Source organism: Pelomonas sp. KK5 (assembly GCF_001984095.1).
Taxonomy (GTDB): domain Bacteria; phylum Pseudomonadota; class Gammaproteobacteria; order Burkholderiales; family Burkholderiaceae_C; genus KK5.
Genome location: NZ_LYVQ01000062.1, coordinates 1 through 15,698, shown reverse-complemented (window position 1 = coordinate 15,698; position 15,698 = coordinate 1). Strand labels below are relative to the sequence as shown.

Below are 15,698 nucleotides of genomic sequence, written 5' to 3'. Positions count from 1 at the left end.
GAAGAATCCATGAAGCAAGACCTGACCCCAGAGACCATGCCGGTCATCGTCGGCATCGGCGAAGTCATCGACCGCCCCGAGAACCTCGCCGAAGCCCGCGAACCGTTGGCACTGATGGCCGCGGCGCTGCAGGCGGCCGACGGCGATGCCGGCGCCTCCTTGCTGAAGCAGGCGGAATCGCTGGAAGTGATCGCCTTCATCAGCTGGCGCCACCGCGACCCGGCTGCCGAACTCTGCCAGCGCCTCGGCATCCAGCCCGGGCGCCAGACCAATGCCAGCGTCGGCGGCGAGACGCCGACCCGGCTGATCCACGAGGCCGCGCTGCGCATCTCGCGCGGCGAGCAGAAAGTGGCCGCCATCGTCGGCGGCGAGGCGATGAATGCGCGCAGCCGCGCCAGGCGCGAGAAGGCGCGGCTCCAGTGGTCCGAACAGGTCGGCAAGGACGAGGTCGTCGAGTTCCCGAACGCCCGCTTCGACATGAGCCCGGTCGCTCGCAAGCTGGGCATGACCGACCCGGCCCATGTCTACCCGCTCTACGAGATGGCCGCTCAGGCAGCCTGGGGCCAGACGCCGGCCGAAGGGCAGGTCGAATCGGCGCGGCTGTGGGAGCAGTACGCCCGCGTCGCCGCAACGAACCCCTACGCCTGGAATCGCAAGGGCCTGGATGCCGAGGCCATCGCCGCCGTCGGCGACGACAACCGCCTGATCGCCTGGCCCTACCCGAAGTTGATGGTCGCCAACCCGCAGGTCAACCAGGCGGCGGCCGTGATCGTCACCAGCCTTGCTGCCGCGCGGGCCGCGGGCGTGCCGGAGGATCGCATCGTCCACGTCTGGGGCGGCGCGCTGGCGCAGGAGCCCGAGAACTACCTGCAGCGCGACACCTACACGCACAGCACGGCCCAGCAGGCAGTGCTGCGTCGCGCGGTGGCGCTGGTCGGTGGCGATGCGCGGCGCTTCGACCGGATGGAGCTGTACAGCTGCTTCCCGGTCGTGCCCAAGATGGCGCTGCGCACCCTAGGCCTCGATGCGCGCGAGCATGCGCCGACGGTGGCTGGCGGCCTGACCTTCTTCGGCGGCCCGCTGAACAACTACATGGGCCATGCGGTCTGCGCGATGGTGCGCGCGCTGCGCGCCGGCCGCGAGGAAGTCGGCCTGCTGTACGGCAACGGCGGCTACGTCAACAAGCACCACACGCTGGTGCTCAGCGCCCGCCCGGCCGCTTCGCCGCTCGACGAAGCCTGGTCCGCCCAGGCCGATGCCGATGCCGCGCGCGGCCCGGTGCCCGAGCTGGCCGAGCCCGGCTACCAGGGCCCGGCCACCGTGGAGACCTACACGATCGTCTACGCCCGCGACGGCAAGCCGCTTCAGGGCATCGTCGTCGCGCTGACGGCGGACGGCCGCCGCACGATGGCCCGTGTGCTGGCCGACGACGAGGACACGATGGCGATGCTGCTGTCCGCCACGCGCTCGGCCGTCGGCAGCGCCGGCCACATCCGTGTGGATACCTTCGGCCTGCCGGTCTGGGAGGCCGGTGCGCTGCGCGACCGCAGCGCCTTGCCGCGCCGCTTCTGCCGCGTCGAGCGCGAAGGCCACCTGACCGTCGTGACGATCACCCGCCCCGAGGTGATGAACTGCCTGAGCCCGGCCGCCAACGCCGAGCTGGCCGAGGTCTTCGATGCCTTCGAGCGGGACCCCGAGCAGTGGGTGGCGATCCTGACCGGTGCCGGCGACAAGGCCTTCTGCACTGGCAACGACCTGAAGTTCACCGCCACTGCGATGGCCCGCGGCGAGAGCATCAAGCCGCCGCTGTCCGGCTTCGCCGGCCTGACCTCGCGCTTCGAGCGCAGCAAGCCGGTGATCGCCGCGGTGAACGGCCTGGCGCTGGGCGGTGGCTTCGAGATCGCGCTGGCCTGCGACCTGATCGTGGCGGCCGATACCGCGCAGTTCGCGCTGCCGGAACCCAAGGTGGGCCTGGCCGCGCTGGCCGGCGGCCTGCTGCGCCTGCCGCGCCAGATCGGGCTGAAGCCGGCGATGGGGATGATCCTCACCGGCCGGCGTGTGCCGGCTGCCGAGGGCCAGGCGCTGGGCTTCGTCAACCAGGTCACCGCGCCCGAAGACCTGATGGCCGAGGCCCGCCGCTGGGCCATCGAGATCACGCAGAACAGCCCGATGTCCATCCGCGCCTCGATGGCCATCGTGCGCGAGGGCCTGGACGAGCCGAGCCTCGCCGAGGCCGACGTCCAGCAGTACCGCTACCCGGCGGCCCGCGCGCTGTTTGCCTCGGAAGACTTCCGCGAAGGGCCGCGCGCCTTTGCCGAGAAGCGCGCGCCGCGCTGGCGCGGCGCCTGAACAGGAACACGACCCATGAACACACAGGTCCTCGTCATGCCGACCGTCACCTTGATCTCGCACGACGGCCAGTCCGTCAGCCTCCAGGGCCGTCCCGGCCAAAGCCTGATGCAGGAGGCCGTCAGTCGCGGCATCGCCGGCATCGTCGGCGAATGCGGTGGCGCGGCGGCTTGCGCCACCTGCCACTGCTATGTGGACGAAGCCTGGCTCGACAGGCTGCCCAAGCCGGCGCTGAACGAGCGCGAGCTGCTGGAGTGTGTCAGCGCGCCGCAGCCGAACAGCCGCCTGTCCTGCCAGATCAAGCTGACCGAGGAACTCGATGGCCTTGTCGTGCGCCTCCCCGAATCCCAGTACTGAGACCATCGTGAGCCCGCTCTCCACCCCAGACGCCTCCGCGCTGCCCCTGGCCGGCGTGCGGGTGCTCGAACTCAGCGACGGCAGGGGCGAGATGTGCGCCCGCGTGCTGGCCGACCTCGGCGCCGAGGTGACGCTGGTCGAGCCGCCCACCGGCTCGCGCGCGCGCCGCATGCCCCCGCTGGTCGATGGCCACAGCCTCTACTTCGCCAGCCACAACGCCAACAAGCGCAGCGCCGTGCTGGATCTGAGCACGCCTGGCGGCCGCGAGGCGCTGCTGGCACGCGCCGCCGAGGCAGACATCCTCGTCGAGACGCTGGAGCCCGGGGCGCTGGCCCGGCTGGGGCTCGGTGCCGAGGCGCTGCATGCGCGCAATCCGGCCCTGGTGATCACCTCGATCACCGACTTCGGCCAGACCGGCCCCTACCGCGACTACCAGGCCACCCACGCGGTGCTGATGGCGCTGGGCGGCGTGCTCGCCCGCTCGGGCCTGAAGGGCCAGCGCCCGTTGCTGCCGCCCGGCCAGCTCGCTCACGAGACCGCCGCCGTGCAGGCCGCCTGGGCCACGCTGATGGCCTATCTGCAGGCCTTGCGCACCGGCCGCGGCGACCATCTGGATTTCTCGGTGCTCGACGCCACCGTGCAGGTGATCGACCCCGGCATGGGCGTCACCGGCAGCGCCGCCGCCGGCCGCAGCGCGCTGGAACTGGCGCCGCGCGGCCGCCCGCCGATGGGCACCGGCTATCCGATCCTGCGTTGCGCCGACGGGTACGTGCGCATCTGCGTGCTGAACCCGCGCCAGTGGCAGGGCATGTGCGCCTGGCTGGGCGATGAGCACCCGTTCACCGACCCGTCCTACGGCCATATCGGCAAGCGCTTCAAGGTCATCAAGGAGATCAACGCGCTGATCGCCGCGCTGTTCCGCGACCAGCCGGCGGCCGAACTGGTGCGCGAGGGGCAGAAGCGCGGCGTGCCGATCGCGGCCGTCGCCACGCCGGCCCACGTGCTGCGCGACGAGCAGTTCCTGGCCCGCGAGGCCTTCGCAGCGGTGCCGCTGCCGGGCGGCAGGCAAGGCCTGACCCCGCGCGGCTATCTGTTCGTGGACGGCAGCCCGGCCGGCATCCGCACGCCGGCGCCCGAACTCGGCGCCGAGGGAGTGGCCAACGAGGCGCCGCGGCCGACCCACGGAACGCAAGCCGCCGCGCGCCCGCTGGCCGGCCTGCGCGTGCTGGACCTGGGCGTCATCGTCGCCGGCGCCGAGCTGGGTCGCCTGCTGGCCGACCAGGGCGCCGAGGTCATCAAGATCGAGAGCAGCGCCTTCCCCGACGGCCTGCGCCAGGGGCAAGGCAACGAAGCGATGACGATCTCCTTCGCCCAGGGCTCGCGCGGCAAGTGCTCGCTGGGCCTGAACCTGCGCAGCCCGCGCGGCGTGGCGCTGTTCAAGCAGCTTGCCGCAGCCTCCGACGTCGTGGTGTCCAACTTCAAGCCCGGCACGATGGAATCGCTGGGCCTGGGCTACGAGGTGCTGAAGGCGATCAACCCGCGGCTGGTGTTCGCGGTCAGCAGCGCCTTCGGCGCCACCGGTCCGCGCAGTCGCAGCATGGGCTACGGGCCGCTGGTGCGCGCTTCGGCGGGGCTGACCGCGCTGTGGCGCTACCCGGAAATCGAAGGCAGCTTCAGCGACAGCACGACCATCGTGCCCGATCACTTCGTCGGCCGCATCTCGGCCACCGCGATCGCCGCGCTGCTGATCCGCCGGCTGCGTACCGGGGCGGGCGGTTTCATTGACGTGGCGCAGGCCGAGGCCGGCCTGGGCGTGCTGGCAACCGAGCTGCTGCGCGAGTCCTTGCAGCCGGGCAGCGTCGGGCCGCGTGGCAATGCCGACGAGTTCGAGGCGCCGCACGGCGTGTTCCCCTGCGCCGGCGATGACGAATGGTGCGTCGTCGCCGTGCGCGACGGCTGCGATTTCGCGGCGCTGTGCGAGGCGATCGGCCGGCGCGAGCTGCTGGCCGATCCGCGCTTTGCCGACAGCGCCGGCCGGGTCGCGCATCGCGAAGAGCTGGAAGCCGCCGTCGCCGAATGGACCGCCCAGCGCACGCCCCAGCAGGTGATGGAGACGCTGCAGTCGCAGCGCGTGCCGGCGGCGCGGATGCTGCGGCTGGACGAGTACCTGCAGAACCCGCACTTCGCCGCGCGCCGGCTGTTCCGCACCTTCCAGCAGCCAGGGCTGGCCGCGCCGATGATCACCGAGGCCGGGCCGGTCGCGTTCAGCCGCCTGCCCGAGCCCGAGCTGCGGCCGGCGCCCTTCCTGGCCCAGCACTCTGAGGAAATTGCGCGCACGGTGCTGGGTCTGAGCGAGGCGGAGATCGAGGAGCTCGTGGCCGAGGGCGTGCTGGAGACGATGGGCGCCGAGCTGCGGGCGTTGCTTGAGGAGCTCCCTGTCGTGAAGGCGGCTGCATGAGCTTCGTCATCGCCGCGCCCTGCATCGCCGACTACTCCTGCGTTGAGATCTGCCCGGTGCGCTGCATCAGCCCCGCGCCAGGCGAGCCGGGCTTCGCGCAGGCCGAGCAGATGTACATCCACCCGGCGCTGTGCATCAAGTGCGGCGCCTGCGCCGATGCCTGTCCGGTCGGCGCGATCTTCACGGCGGCGGCCCTGCCGCCGCAGTGGCAGCACTACGCGAGGATCAACCGCGAGTACTTCGAGCAATGACGACGAGCATCCGCGAGGTCCACACCTACTGCCACATCTGCGAGCCCGGCTGCGGCCTGCTCGCCACGGTGCAGGACGAGAAGGTCATCAAGCTCCAGCCCGACCGCGAGCACCCGATCCACCAGGGCTACAGCTGCCACAAGGGCGTGCACTACCTGTCCGTCCACCAGGACCCGGACCGGCTCGACCGGCCGCTGCGCCGTCGCAATCCGCGCAGCGAGGCGGTCGGAGACTTCGAGCCGGTGAGCTGGGACGTGGCGATGGCCGAGATGGCCGCGCGGTTGAACGAGATCCAGCAGCGCCACGGCCCGGACGCGCTGGCCTTCTACCAGGGCAACCCGTCGAGCATGGTCGGCAGCTACTACGCCAATGCCGGCGCGCTGATGCGGCCGTTCAGGACGCGCATGCACTTCAATCCCGGCAGCCAGGATTGCGCGTCCAAGTTCGCTGGCAGCGAAGCGATCTTCGGCTCGATGACGCTGCACCCGATCCCCGACCTGCTGCACGCCGACTACTTCCTGTGCCTGGGCAGCAATCCGCTGGTCTCGCACATGTCGCTGATCCATGTGTCCGATCCGATGGAGAAGATCCGCGCGATCAGGCGGCGCGGCGGCAAGACGGTGTTCGTCAATCCGCGGCGCATCGAATCGTCGACGCCGGAGACCGGCGAGGTGCTGCTGATCCGGCCGGACACCGACGTCTATTTCCTGGCCGGCGTGCTGCACGAGATCGCCTTCCACCTCGGCTTCGACCGCGCCGCCGCCGAAGGTCGCGGCAGCCATCTCGATGAGCTGCTGGAGGTCGTCCGCGCCTGGCCGATCGAGCGCGTGGCTGGCGTCACCGGCCTCGCCGTCGACGAGATCCGCCAGGTGGCCCGCGAGTTCCACGCCGCGCCGCGCGCCGCGATCTACATGTCCACCGGCGTCAACCAGGGCAGCCAGGGCGCGCTGGCCTACCTGCTGCTGCACGCGATCAGCCTCTTGACCGGCAACCTCGGCCGCCGGGGCGGCAACATCTACTCGAAGGGCCTGGCGGTGACCACGGGGAAGACCCGCCGCCGCGAGGGCGATCCCTTCTTCGACACGCCATTCGGCAATATCCGCACCGTCGGCGGCTCCTGGCCCGGCAGCCTGTTCCCCGATATTGCGCAGCGGCCGGAGGCGCCGATCAAGGCGCTGCTGGTCGTCTCCGGCAACCCGCTGCTGTCGATGGGCGGCGGCGAGCGGCTGCGCAAGGCAATCGAGGGGCTGGAGCTGGTCATCGTGCTGGACCTGTACCGCTCGGCCACCGCCGAGATGGCCGACTACGTGCTGCCCGCCACCGACTGGCTGGAGCGCGAGGACGTCAACACGCTGGGCGCGATGGGCGTGCAGTTGGAGCCCTTCGCCCAGTACACGCCGGCTGTCGTTCCACCGAAGGGCGAGCGGCGCGACGACTGGTGGATCCTGGCTCGGCTGGCCCAGGCCATGGGCCGCCCCTCGCTGCTGGACAAGGGCGAGCGGGCGCACCTGCTCTACGTGGAGCAGCTGCTGGCCGAGGGCGGCCTCAGCATCGAGCAGCTGAAGGCCATGCCCTGCCAGACGGCGCGGCTCCCCGTGGCTGACCCCGAGATCCTGTACGAGCGGGCGATCCAGAACGAGGACCGGCGCATGGACTGCTTCCCGGCGATCTACCGGCGCAGCCTGCCTTCGCTGGAGGCGCAGTTCGAGCGCCTGAGCAAGGAAGCGCCCGGCCAGCTGAAGCTGATCCAGCGCCGCACGAACATGATGATCAACAGCTGGATGCACAACCTGCCCGCGCTCAAGCAGGGCCTGCACCAGGACAACCCGCTGTGGATGCATCCGCAGGACGCGCAGGCGCGCGGCCTGTTCGAGGGCGACGCGGTGCGCATCAGCAGCAGCGAGGGCGCGATCGAGGCGCGGCTGTCGCTGGACGACACGCTGCGCCCCGGCGCCGTGGCGATGACCCACGGCTGGGGCCAGCAGGGCGCGCCTGCGCTGCGGGTGGCGCAGCGCTTCGCCGGCGTCAACAGCAATGCGCTGTCGCCGACCGGGCCGGGGAGTTTCGACCCGGTGAGCACGCAATGCCTGATGAACGGGATTCCGGTCGAGGTGAGGGCGGCGGCATGACGATGCGCGTGGCCATCGTCGGTGCCGGTCCGGCGGGCCTCTACGCGGCTGGCCATCTGTTGCAGACGCCCGGGCTGCAGTGCGAGGTGGACCTCTACGAGCGCCTGCCCACGCCCTGGGGCCTCGTCCGCGCCGGCGTGGCGCCGGACCATCCGGAGAAGAAGCTGATCGTCGACCGCCTGTTCCAGCACACGCTGGCGCGGCCGGAGCTGCGCTTCTTCGGCAACGTGGAAGTGGGGCGCGACGTTCAGCCGGGGGAACTGGCGAACTGGTACGGCGCCGTGATCCATGCCAGCGGCGCGGCCGGCGACCGCAGCCTCGGCCTGGCTGGCGAGGATCTGCCGGGCTGCTGGTCGGCCCGCGAGTTCGTCGCCTGGTACAACGGCCATCCCGACCAGCGCGGGCTGCCGGTGGACCTGTCCTGCGAGCGGGTGGTGATCGTCGGCAATGGCAATGTGGCGCTGGACCTGGCGCGGCTGCTGACCCAGCCGGTCGAGGCGCTGGAGAAGACCGACATCGCCGGGCATGCGCTGCGGGCGCTGCGCGCGAGCCGCGTGCGCGAGGTCGTGCTGCTGGGGCGCCGCGGGCCGGCGCAGGCGGCCTTCAACAACCCGGAGCTGGAAGAGCTGGGGCATCTGGACGGCGTGGAGATCGCCGTGGACGGCTGGGGCGAGGAGGGCGGGGTCGACTGGGTGACGCGGCGCAAGCTGGCCACGCTGCGGGAACTCGCCGCGCGCCACGTGCCGCGGCCGCGCAAGCGTATCGAGTTCCGCTTCTTCACGTCGCCGCTCGCCATACGGGGCGACGGCAGGGTCCAGCGGCTCGAACTGAGCGGCGAGCGCGGTTCCCTCGACGCCGGTCTTGTGCTGCGCGCGGTCGGGTACCGGGGCACGCCAATCCTCGGCCTGCCTTTCGATGCCGAGGCCGGCGTCGTGCCGAACACCGAGGGCCAGGTCTTGCCCGGGGTCTATGTGACGGGCTGGATCAAGCGCGGCCCGCGCGGCATCATCGGTAGCAACAAGGCCTGCGCGGCCGAGACCGTGGGCCACCTGCTGCGCGAGCATGCCGCCGGTCGGCTGGGGCGAGGCGCGCTGGACGCGGCGGCGGTGAAGGCGGAACTGCGGCGGCGCCAGCCCGAACTGGTCGACCTGGGCGGCTGGCGCACGATCGACCGCGCCGAGCGCCTGGCGGGCCTGAAACACGGTCGCCCCCGAATCAAGATGACCGGGATTTCGCAGATGATGGACTGTGTCCATCAAGGAGAGGCTCAGGCGCATGACAGCTAGTTTCAAAGGAGCGACCGGCCTGCGCATCGCCGCCGATGTGGGCGGCGACCCGTCGGGCCCGCCGGTGCTGCTGCTGCACGGCGGCGGCCAGACCCGGCATTCCTGGGGCACGGCCTTCCGCGCGCTGGTGGCACGCGGCTTCCATGTGATCAACCTCGACGCCCGCGGCCACGGCGACAGCGAGTGGGCGCCGGACGGCGACTACTCGCTGCCCGCGCTGGCGGCGGACCTGCGCGCCGTCATCGACACGCTGGACCGTCCGCCGGCCCTGGTCGGCGCCTCCATGGGTGGCGCCACCTCGCTCTACCTGGTCGGCAACGCCGAACCCTCGCTGGCGCGCGGCCTGGTGCTGGTGGACATCGTCCCGCGCATCGAACAGTCCGGTTCACAGAAGATCGGCGCCTTCATGCGCGCCAACAAGGGCGGCTTCGCCACGCTGGACGAAGCGGCCGACGCCGTCGCCGCCTACAACCCGCACCGCCCGCGCCCGAAGGACCCGTCCGGCCTGATGAAGAACCTGCGGCTGCGCGAGGACGGGCGTCTGTACTGGCACTGGGACCCGAAGTTCGTCGAACGCACCGTCACCGCTGAGCCACCGCAGTTCATGGACCTGCTCGTCGCCGCCTGCGCCGGCGTGACGATCCCGACGCTGCTGGTGCGCGGCATGAACAGCGACATCGTCAGCGAGGCCGGCGTCGCCGACCTGAAACGGCTGGTGCCGCAGACCGAAGTGTTCGATGTGCACGGCGCCGGCCACATGGTGGCCGGGGACAAGAACGACGCGTTCAATGGCGCGATCGTGGAGTTTCTGGAGCGGACGCCGTAGGCCGTATTTCCCGGGTCTGGGCCGAGCGCCGGGCCGCCCCCTCGGGGGACCGACTGGGCTCCCCCGCGTTCAGCGCGGCGAGACCGGGCGAGGGGCTCACACCTTCGGAATGAAGATCGCCTTCAGCTGCGTGAAGGACTTCAGCCCTTCCTCTCCGTTCTCCACCCCGAAGCCCGATTCCTTCCTCCCCGCGAACGGAATGCCCGGCGAGTTCTGCAGATTCTGGTTGATCCAGACGTTGCCGGTGTCCAGCCGCCTGGCGATCGCCACCGCCTGCTCGATGTCCCTGGACCACACCGCCCCGGCCAGGCCGTAAGGGCTGTCGTTGGCACGCCGGATCACCTCGTCCACATCGCTGAAGCGCAGCAGGGGCAGCACCGGACCGAAGGCTTCCTCGACGACGACGCGGGCGTCCTCCGGCGGGTTGTCCACCAGCGTCAGCGGTACGAAGTAGCCGCCGCCCTCGGGCGCCGGGCTGCCACTCAGCAGGGTCAGGTCTTGCGAATGGGCCTCCTCGATCAGCGCGAGCAGGCGTTCGTACAGCGGCTTGTTCTGCACCGGCCCGTAGTTCGTGCCGGGCTGCAGGCCGTCTCCGACGACGGCGGCCCTGGCCAGCGCATGCAGCCGGTCGCGCAGCGGCTCGTAGACGGCCTCGTGGATGTACATGCGCTTGGTGGCGATGCAGACCTGAGCCGAGTTGTAGAAGGCGCCGTGGAACAGCTCCTTCGCCACGGCGTCCACGTCCACATCGGGCATCACGATGGCGACGTCGTTGCCGCCGAGCTCCAGCGTCAGCCGCGTCAGCCGCCCGGCGGCGGCCGCCATCACGCGCTTGCCGGTGGCGGTGGAGCCGGTGAACGAGATCTTGGCGAAGCCCGGATGAGCGGTCAGCAGCGGGCCCAGCTCGTCGCCGCCGCAGACCACGTTGAACACGCCCGGCGGCAGGATCTCGCGCCACAGCTCGGCCAGCTTCAGCGCGCACAACGGCGTGAACGGCGAGGGCTTGAGCACCATCGTGTTGCCGGCCAGCAGGGCCGGAGCGATCTTCCAGATGGCCAGCAGGAAGGGGAAGTTCCAGGGCACGATGGCCGCGACCACGCCGAGCGGCTCACGATGCAGCTCGACGCGGCGGCTCGGCGTGTCCTCGGCGATCTCGACCGGCAGTTCCTGGCGGGCCACCGCCTTCAGCCAGGTGGCGCCGAACAGCACCTCGCCGCGGGCCGCCTCGAAGGCGCGGCCCTGTTCCATGACGAAGAGCTTGGCCAGGCCCGCGGCATTGGCCTTGATCGCGTCGGCGGCCTGGATCAGCAGCGCGCGGCGGTCCTCGATCGTGCGCTGGCGCCAGCCAGCGAAGGCGGCCTGCGCAGCAGTCACCGCTTCGTCGACTTCGGCGGCGCCAGCCTTCGGCACCGTGGCGAAGGGCCGGCCGGTCGCCGGGTTGATCACGTCCAGCGTGGCGGCCGTCGTGCGGGCCTTGCCGCCGATGGTCATCGTGTAATCGGAAAACAGGTCCATGGTGTCGAGCGTCTCCTCGGGAAGATGGGCACAGCATCGCCGCGGGGCCGCAGCGGGGCCACGTCGGTTCCGACGATTTCGTCGCAAGCGACGATGGCCGCGCAGGCCGACGCTTCCAAGATGCGCGCATGCGGATTGCGGTTGAGAGGAGACAAGAGACATGGATCTCGGTGCGATGCTGAAGGACAAGAGGGTGCTGGTCACGGGCGCGTCGTCCGGCCTGGGGAGCCATTTCGCGCGCTTGGCGGCGCGCTGCGGCGCGCGCGTCGTGATCGCGGCGCGGCGCAAGGCGCGGCTCGACGCGCTGGCGCAGGAACTGCAGGCGCTGGGCTCCCCGCAGGTGCTGGTGCTGGAGATGGACGTGGCCAGCGAGGCCTCGGTGCACGGCGCCTTCGAGGCGATCGCGGCCAGCGGCCCGGCGCTGGACGTAGTCGTCAACAACGCCGGCATCTCGGCCGCGGCCAAGGCCATCGAGCAGACCATGGCCGACTACGACGAGGTGATGGCGATCAACCTGCGCGGCGTCTGGATGGTGTCCACCGAGGCGGCGCGCCGCTGGGTGGCGGCCGGGCGCGGCGGCTCCATCGTCAACATCGCGTCCATCCAGGGCGAGCGGGTGGCGCCGGGCATCAGTGCGTATTCGGTGTCCAAGGCCGGCGTGGTCCACATGGGCAAGAGCCTGGCGCTGGAATGGGCCAAGCACGGCATCCGCGTCAACACGATCGAACCGGGCTACATCCATACCGACCTGACCGGCCCGATGTGGGAGACCGACTACGGCAGGGAACTGGTCAAGCGCATCCCGATGCGACGCCTGGGCAAGCCGGAGGAACTGGACGGCGCGCTGCTGCTGCTGGCCACCGAGGCCGGTTCATGGATGACCGGTGCGACGATCGCGGTCGACGGCGGCCACCTCTGCTCGGCGCTGTGACCGCATGGAGCTGACCGAGCCGCTGCACCGGGGCGCGCGCGAGCGGCCGGAAGCGATCGCGCTGGTCTGCGGCGCGAGGCGCGTGAGCTACGCCCGACTGGCCGAGCGCGTCGCCCGCCTGGCCGCGGCGCTGCGCGCGATGGGCCTGCAGCCCTGCGACCGCGTCGCGCTGCTGGGCCTGAATTCCGACCGCTATGTCGAATGCCTGTTCGGCAGCTGGTGGGCCGGCGGCGTCGTCAACCCGGTCAACACCCGCTGGAACCCCAGGGAGATCGCCTACTCGCTGGACGACTGCGAGACGCGCATCCTGCTGGTCGACGACACGTTCAAGGCAATGGCGCCCGAGTTGCTGCGCCTGTCCCGCTCGCTGCGCACGCTCGTCTACGTGGGCGACGGCGAGCCGCCGGCCGGCATGCTCGGCTACGAGGCGCTGCTCGCCGCGGCCGCGCCGGCCGAGGACGCCCACCGCGGCGGCGATCAACTGGCCGCCGTGATGTACACCGGCGGCACCACCGGCCAGCCCAAGGGCGTGATGCTGACCCACGACAACCTCGCGTTGAACGCGCGCGCCGCCATAGCGGCCGCGCCGCGTCCGGCCGCCGGCGTGGGCCTGTGCGTGGCACCGATCTTCCATGTCGGCGGCTGCGGGCTGGTGCTGCAACTGATGGCGCGGCTGGCCCGGCTCGTGATCCTGCCGGCCTTCGACGAAGCGGCGCTGCTCGACGCGATCCGCGCCGAGGGCGGCAGCGAGATCTTCCTGGTGCCGACGATGCTCAAGCGGCTGATCGAGCATCCCCGCTTCCGCGCCGAAGATTGCGCGACGCTGGAACTGGTGCTCTACGGCGCCGCCCCGATCGACGCCGCGCTGCTGGACCAGGCGATGCTGGCGCTGCCGCGCGCCGCCTTCTGCCAGATGTACGGCATGACCGAGCTCGCGCCGGTGGCGACGGTGCTGCCGGCCGCCTGCCACCAGCCGGCCCAACGTGGCGAGCGCCTGCGCTCGGCCGGCCTGGCGATCCCGACCGCCGAGCTGCGCATCGTCGATGCCGAAGGCCGCCCGGTCCCCACCGGCACCGTCGGCGAGGTCACCGTGCGCGGCCCGACCGTGATGGCCGGCTACTGGGGCAAGCCCGAGCAGACCGCCCAGGCGCTGCGCGAGGGCTGGTTGCACACCGGCGACGGTGGCCGGCTCGACGCGGACGGCTACCTCTACATCGTTGACCGCATCAAGGACATGATCATCAGTGGCGGCGAGAACGTGTACTCGGCCGAGGTCGAGAACGTGATCGCGCAGATGCCGCAGGTCTCGGCCTGCGCCGTCGTCGGCCTGCCCGACGCGACCTGGGGTGAGCGCGTCCACGCGGTGCTCGTGCTGCGCTCCGGGCAGGCGCTCGCGGCCGCCGCCGTGACGGCCTTCTGCCGCGAACGCATCGCCGGCTACAAGTGCCCGCGCAGCGTCGAGTTCCGCGCCGAGCTGCCGCTGTCTGCGGCAGGCAAGGTGCTCAAGTACGTGCTGCGTTCTTCCGCGGCTTGACGTCTGCGTAACATTGCTCCTGCCGCTTCAACGCCTTGACGATGGCCATCTCGTAGAACTTGCCGAAGGGCGGGCGCGCCACGCCGGTCAGCGCGAAGGGCCCGGCCTGGCGATAGACCGCACGCGCGTGGCTGAAGCGCTTGAAGCCTTCCTTGCCTGAGCCGTAGGCGCCCAGGCCGCTGTGGCCGACACCGCCGAAAGGCAGGTCGTGCACGCCGAAGTGCGAGGCGATGTCGTTGAGGGTGACGCCGCCGGAGAAGCTTTCGTCCAGGATGCGCTGCATCGCCTGCGTGTCGCGCGAGAAGACGTACAGCGCCAGCGGCTTGTCGCCACCGCGCGTCTGGCGCAGCACGGCCAGCGGATCGCTGCAGTGCCGCAGCACCAGCACCGGGCCGAACAGCTCCTCGCGGCTGGCTCGCAGGTGAGCGGGCGGGTTGATCAGCACCGTGGGCGAGATCACGCGCCGCTGCGGATCGCGCGTCGAGCCCGGGTTGCCCAGCACGCGCGCTTCGACGCCGGCGGCCACCGCCTCGTCGATCAGGCTGGCGACGCGCTGGTACTGCCGCTCATCGATCAGCCCGCACGCGTCCGGGTCGGCCGCGCCCCGCGGCAACTGGCGGCGGATCTCCTCGTCCATGCCGGCCATCAGCGGCTCGGCCAGCTGCGGCGGCACGTAGAGCGTGTCCGGGCCGATGCAGGCCTGGCCGCCGTTGAGCAGCTTGCCGGCGCCAAGCTTGCGGGCGGTCAGCGGCAGGTCGGCATCGGGCAGCACGAAGACCGGGCACTTGCCGCCCAGCTCCAGCGTGACCGGCGTCAGGTGCTCGGCCGCCGCGCGGGCGACGACGCGGCCGACGTTGGTGCTGCCGGTGAACAGCAGGTGGTCGAAGGGCAGGGCGGAGAAGGCCACCGACACCTCGTGCCCGCCGGTGGCCACCGCCACCTCCTCGGGGTCGAAGTACTCGGCCACCGCGGCGGCGGCGGCCTCGCCACAGTGCGGCGTCAGGTCGCTCGGGCGCAGGAAGGCGCGGTTGCCGGCCGCCAGCACCGGCGCCAGCGGCAGGAAGAGGAGCGTCAGCGCGCCGTTCCATGGGGCGATGATGCCTACCGAGCCCAGCGGCTGGTACTGCACCTCGGCCCGCGCGCCGAACAGCGAGAAGGGGAAGGGCGCGCGGCGCCGCTCGGGGCGCATCCAGCGCGCGAGCTGCTTCTCGGCGTTGCGCAGCGCCTCCAGCGGGAAGAAGACCTCGAAGATCCGTGCCAGCTCGGCCGGCCGGTTGCTGAAGTCGGCCTGCGAGGCGGCGATGAAGCGCTCCGCATGGCGCAGCAGCATCGCGCTGGCGCGGCGCAGGCGATCGCGCCGCACGGCTTCGGTGGCGGGCAGCTCGGCGGCGAAGGCGCGCTTTTGCGCCTCCAGCGTCTGCAGCAGCAGCGGGGTGTGCAGGTCGGAGATCATGTTCATGCGGCAACTTTCTCCAGGATGAAATCGGCACCGCGCTCGCCGATCATGATGGTCGGCGCGTTGGTGTTGGCGCTGATCAGCGAGGGCATCACCGAGGCGTCGATGACGCGCAGCCCTTGCAGGCCGCGCACGGCCAGGCGCGGGTCGACGACCGAGGCTTCGTCGCTGCCCATGCGGCAGGTGCCGACCGGGTGGTAGCAGACCATCGCGTGGTCGCGCACATAGCGCTCCCAGTCGGCATCGGACTGCGGGCGGGGGGACGGTGCGCGGTCGGACACGACGGTGCCCTTCATCGCGCGAGTGCCGAACAGCTTCTCCATCAGCTTGCAGGCCTCGACCAGCGTCTTCGCGTCGCGCTCGTCGCCCAGCAGCTGGTGCCGCACGATGGGCATCTGCGCCGCATCGGCCGAGCGCAGGCGCACCGCGCCACGGCTGAACGGGTGGCAGACGTTGGCCGTGATCGAGATCGTCGGCTCGCGCGTCATGTTGGCCGAGGCGGCGCATTCCACCTCCGGCGTGATGTCGTAGCTGAGCGGCAGGAAGTGCAGCTGCACGTCCGGCTCGGCCAGTGCCGGCGAGGTCCTGGCGCAGGCCATCGCCTGC

Annotated in this window: 12 protein-coding genes; 9 read left to right on the top strand and 3 right to left on the bottom strand. The window is 71.3% G+C overall.

Annotated features, from left to right (window positions below; genetic code table 11):
• Positions 1-9 precede the first annotated feature (9 nt).
• From B0W88_RS34740 to B0W88_RS11985, 7 genes are read left to right on the top strand one after another with little or no spacing between them, the layout of a single operon-like run.
• Positions 10-2,349, top strand: a complete 2,340-nt coding sequence (locus B0W88_RS34740) for an enoyl-CoA hydratase-related protein (protein WP_083748744.1) — start codon at positions 10-12, stop codon at positions 2,347-2,349.
• Between the two features lie 15 nt (positions 2,350-2,364).
• Positions 2,365-2,706, top strand: coding sequence for a 2Fe-2S iron-sulfur cluster-binding protein (locus B0W88_RS12010; RefSeq protein ID WP_369973878.1), 342 nt, complete (start codon positions 2,365-2,367; stop codon positions 2,704-2,706).
• Between the two features lie 7 nt (positions 2,707-2,713).
• On the top strand, positions 2,714-5,164 hold the full coding sequence (locus B0W88_RS12005) for a CaiB/BaiF CoA-transferase family protein (protein ID WP_077034893.1): 2,451 nt from the start codon (positions 2,714-2,716) through the stop codon (positions 5,162-5,164).
• Positions 5,161-5,415 (top strand): 4Fe-4S binding protein, encoded by a 255-nt coding sequence (locus B0W88_RS12000; protein ID WP_077034892.1) that lies wholly within the window; start codon positions 5,161-5,163, stop codon positions 5,413-5,415. The genes B0W88_RS12005 and B0W88_RS12000 overlap by 4 nt, the downstream gene beginning before the upstream one ends.
• On the top strand, positions 5,412-7,544 hold the full coding sequence (locus B0W88_RS11995; RefSeq protein WP_077034891.1) for a molybdopterin-dependent oxidoreductase: 2,133 nt from the start codon (positions 5,412-5,414) through the stop codon (positions 7,542-7,544). The genes B0W88_RS12000 and B0W88_RS11995 overlap by 4 nt, the downstream gene beginning before the upstream one ends.
• Entirely contained in the window at positions 7,541-8,830 is a 1,290-nt protein-coding gene (locus tag B0W88_RS11990) for an FAD-dependent oxidoreductase (protein WP_077034890.1), read from the top strand. Before B0W88_RS11995 ends, B0W88_RS11990 begins: the two co-directional genes overlap by 4 nt.
• Positions 8,820-9,656, top strand: a complete 837-nt coding sequence (locus B0W88_RS11985) for an alpha/beta fold hydrolase (protein ID WP_077034889.1) — start codon at positions 8,820-8,822, stop codon at positions 9,654-9,656. Before B0W88_RS11990 ends, B0W88_RS11985 begins: the two co-directional genes overlap by 11 nt.
• A 96-nt stretch (positions 9,657-9,752) precedes the next feature.
• Here the strand turns inward: B0W88_RS11985 and B0W88_RS11980 are convergent, their stop codons facing one another.
• Complete coding sequence (locus tag B0W88_RS11980; RefSeq protein WP_077034888.1) at positions 9,753-11,171, bottom strand: aldehyde dehydrogenase family protein; 1,419 nt, start codon at positions 11,169-11,171, stop codon at positions 9,753-9,755.
• A 160-nt stretch (positions 11,172-11,331) separates the two neighbouring features.
• Between B0W88_RS11980 and B0W88_RS11975 the strand changes: the two genes are divergently transcribed.
• Positions 11,332-12,102 carry an SDR family NAD(P)-dependent oxidoreductase gene (locus B0W88_RS11975; protein WP_077034887.1) on the top strand — a complete coding sequence of 257 codons (771 nt, stop codon included), beginning with the start codon at positions 11,332-11,334 and terminating at the stop codon, positions 12,100-12,102.
• A gap of 4 nt (positions 12,103-12,106) precedes the next feature.
• Complete coding sequence (locus B0W88_RS11970) at positions 12,107-13,636, top strand: long-chain-fatty-acid--CoA ligase (RefSeq protein ID WP_077034886.1); 1,530 nt, start codon at positions 12,107-12,109, stop codon at positions 13,634-13,636.
• On the opposite strand, the gene B0W88_RS11965 is transcribed toward B0W88_RS11970, so the two are convergent.
• Together B0W88_RS11965 and B0W88_RS11960 are read right to left on the bottom strand one after the other, a co-directional pair.
• Positions 13,605-15,095 (bottom strand): aldehyde dehydrogenase family protein, encoded by a 1,491-nt coding sequence (locus B0W88_RS11965; RefSeq protein WP_083748742.1) that lies wholly within the window; start codon positions 15,093-15,095, stop codon positions 13,605-13,607. The genes B0W88_RS11970 and B0W88_RS11965 overlap by 32 nt on opposite strands.
• Positions 15,092-15,698, bottom strand: a 607-nt coding sequence (locus B0W88_RS11960; protein ID WP_233151694.1) for a GMC family oxidoreductase, incomplete at its 5' end; no start/stop codon positions are given. The genes B0W88_RS11960 and B0W88_RS11965, both read right to left, overlap by 4 nt.

Bases quoted from the DNA above. Each gene is read 5' to 3' on its own strand.
- B0W88_RS12000 (WP_077034892.1), top strand. From the start codon at position 5,161: ATGAGCTTCGTCATCGCCGCGCCCTGCATCGCCGACTACTCCTGCGTT.
- B0W88_RS12010 (WP_369973878.1), top strand. From the start codon at position 2,365: ATGAACACACAGGTCCTCGTCATGCCGACCGTCACCTTGATCTCGCAC.
- B0W88_RS11980 (WP_077034888.1), bottom strand. From the start codon at position 11,171: ATGGACCTGTTTTCCGATTACACGATGACCATCGGCGGCAAGGCCCGC.
- B0W88_RS11985 (WP_077034889.1), top strand. From the start codon at position 8,820: ATGACAGCTAGTTTCAAAGGAGCGACCGGCCTGCGCATCGCCGCCGAT.
- B0W88_RS11965 (WP_083748742.1), bottom strand. From the start codon at position 15,095: ATGAACATGATCTCCGACCTGCACACCCCGCTGCTGCTGCAGACGCTG.
- B0W88_RS11995 (WP_077034891.1), top strand. From the start codon at position 5,412: ATGACGACGAGCATCCGCGAGGTCCACACCTACTGCCACATCTGCGAG.
- B0W88_RS11970 (WP_077034886.1), top strand. From the start codon at position 12,107: ATGGAGCTGACCGAGCCGCTGCACCGGGGCGCGCGCGAGCGGCCGGAA.
- B0W88_RS11990 (WP_077034890.1), top strand. From the start codon at position 7,541: ATGACGATGCGCGTGGCCATCGTCGGTGCCGGTCCGGCGGGCCTCTAC.
- B0W88_RS34740 (WP_083748744.1), top strand. From the start codon at position 10: ATGAAGCAAGACCTGACCCCAGAGACCATGCCGGTCATCGTCGGCATC.
- B0W88_RS11975 (WP_077034887.1), top strand. From the start codon at position 11,332: ATGGATCTCGGTGCGATGCTGAAGGACAAGAGGGTGCTGGTCACGGGC.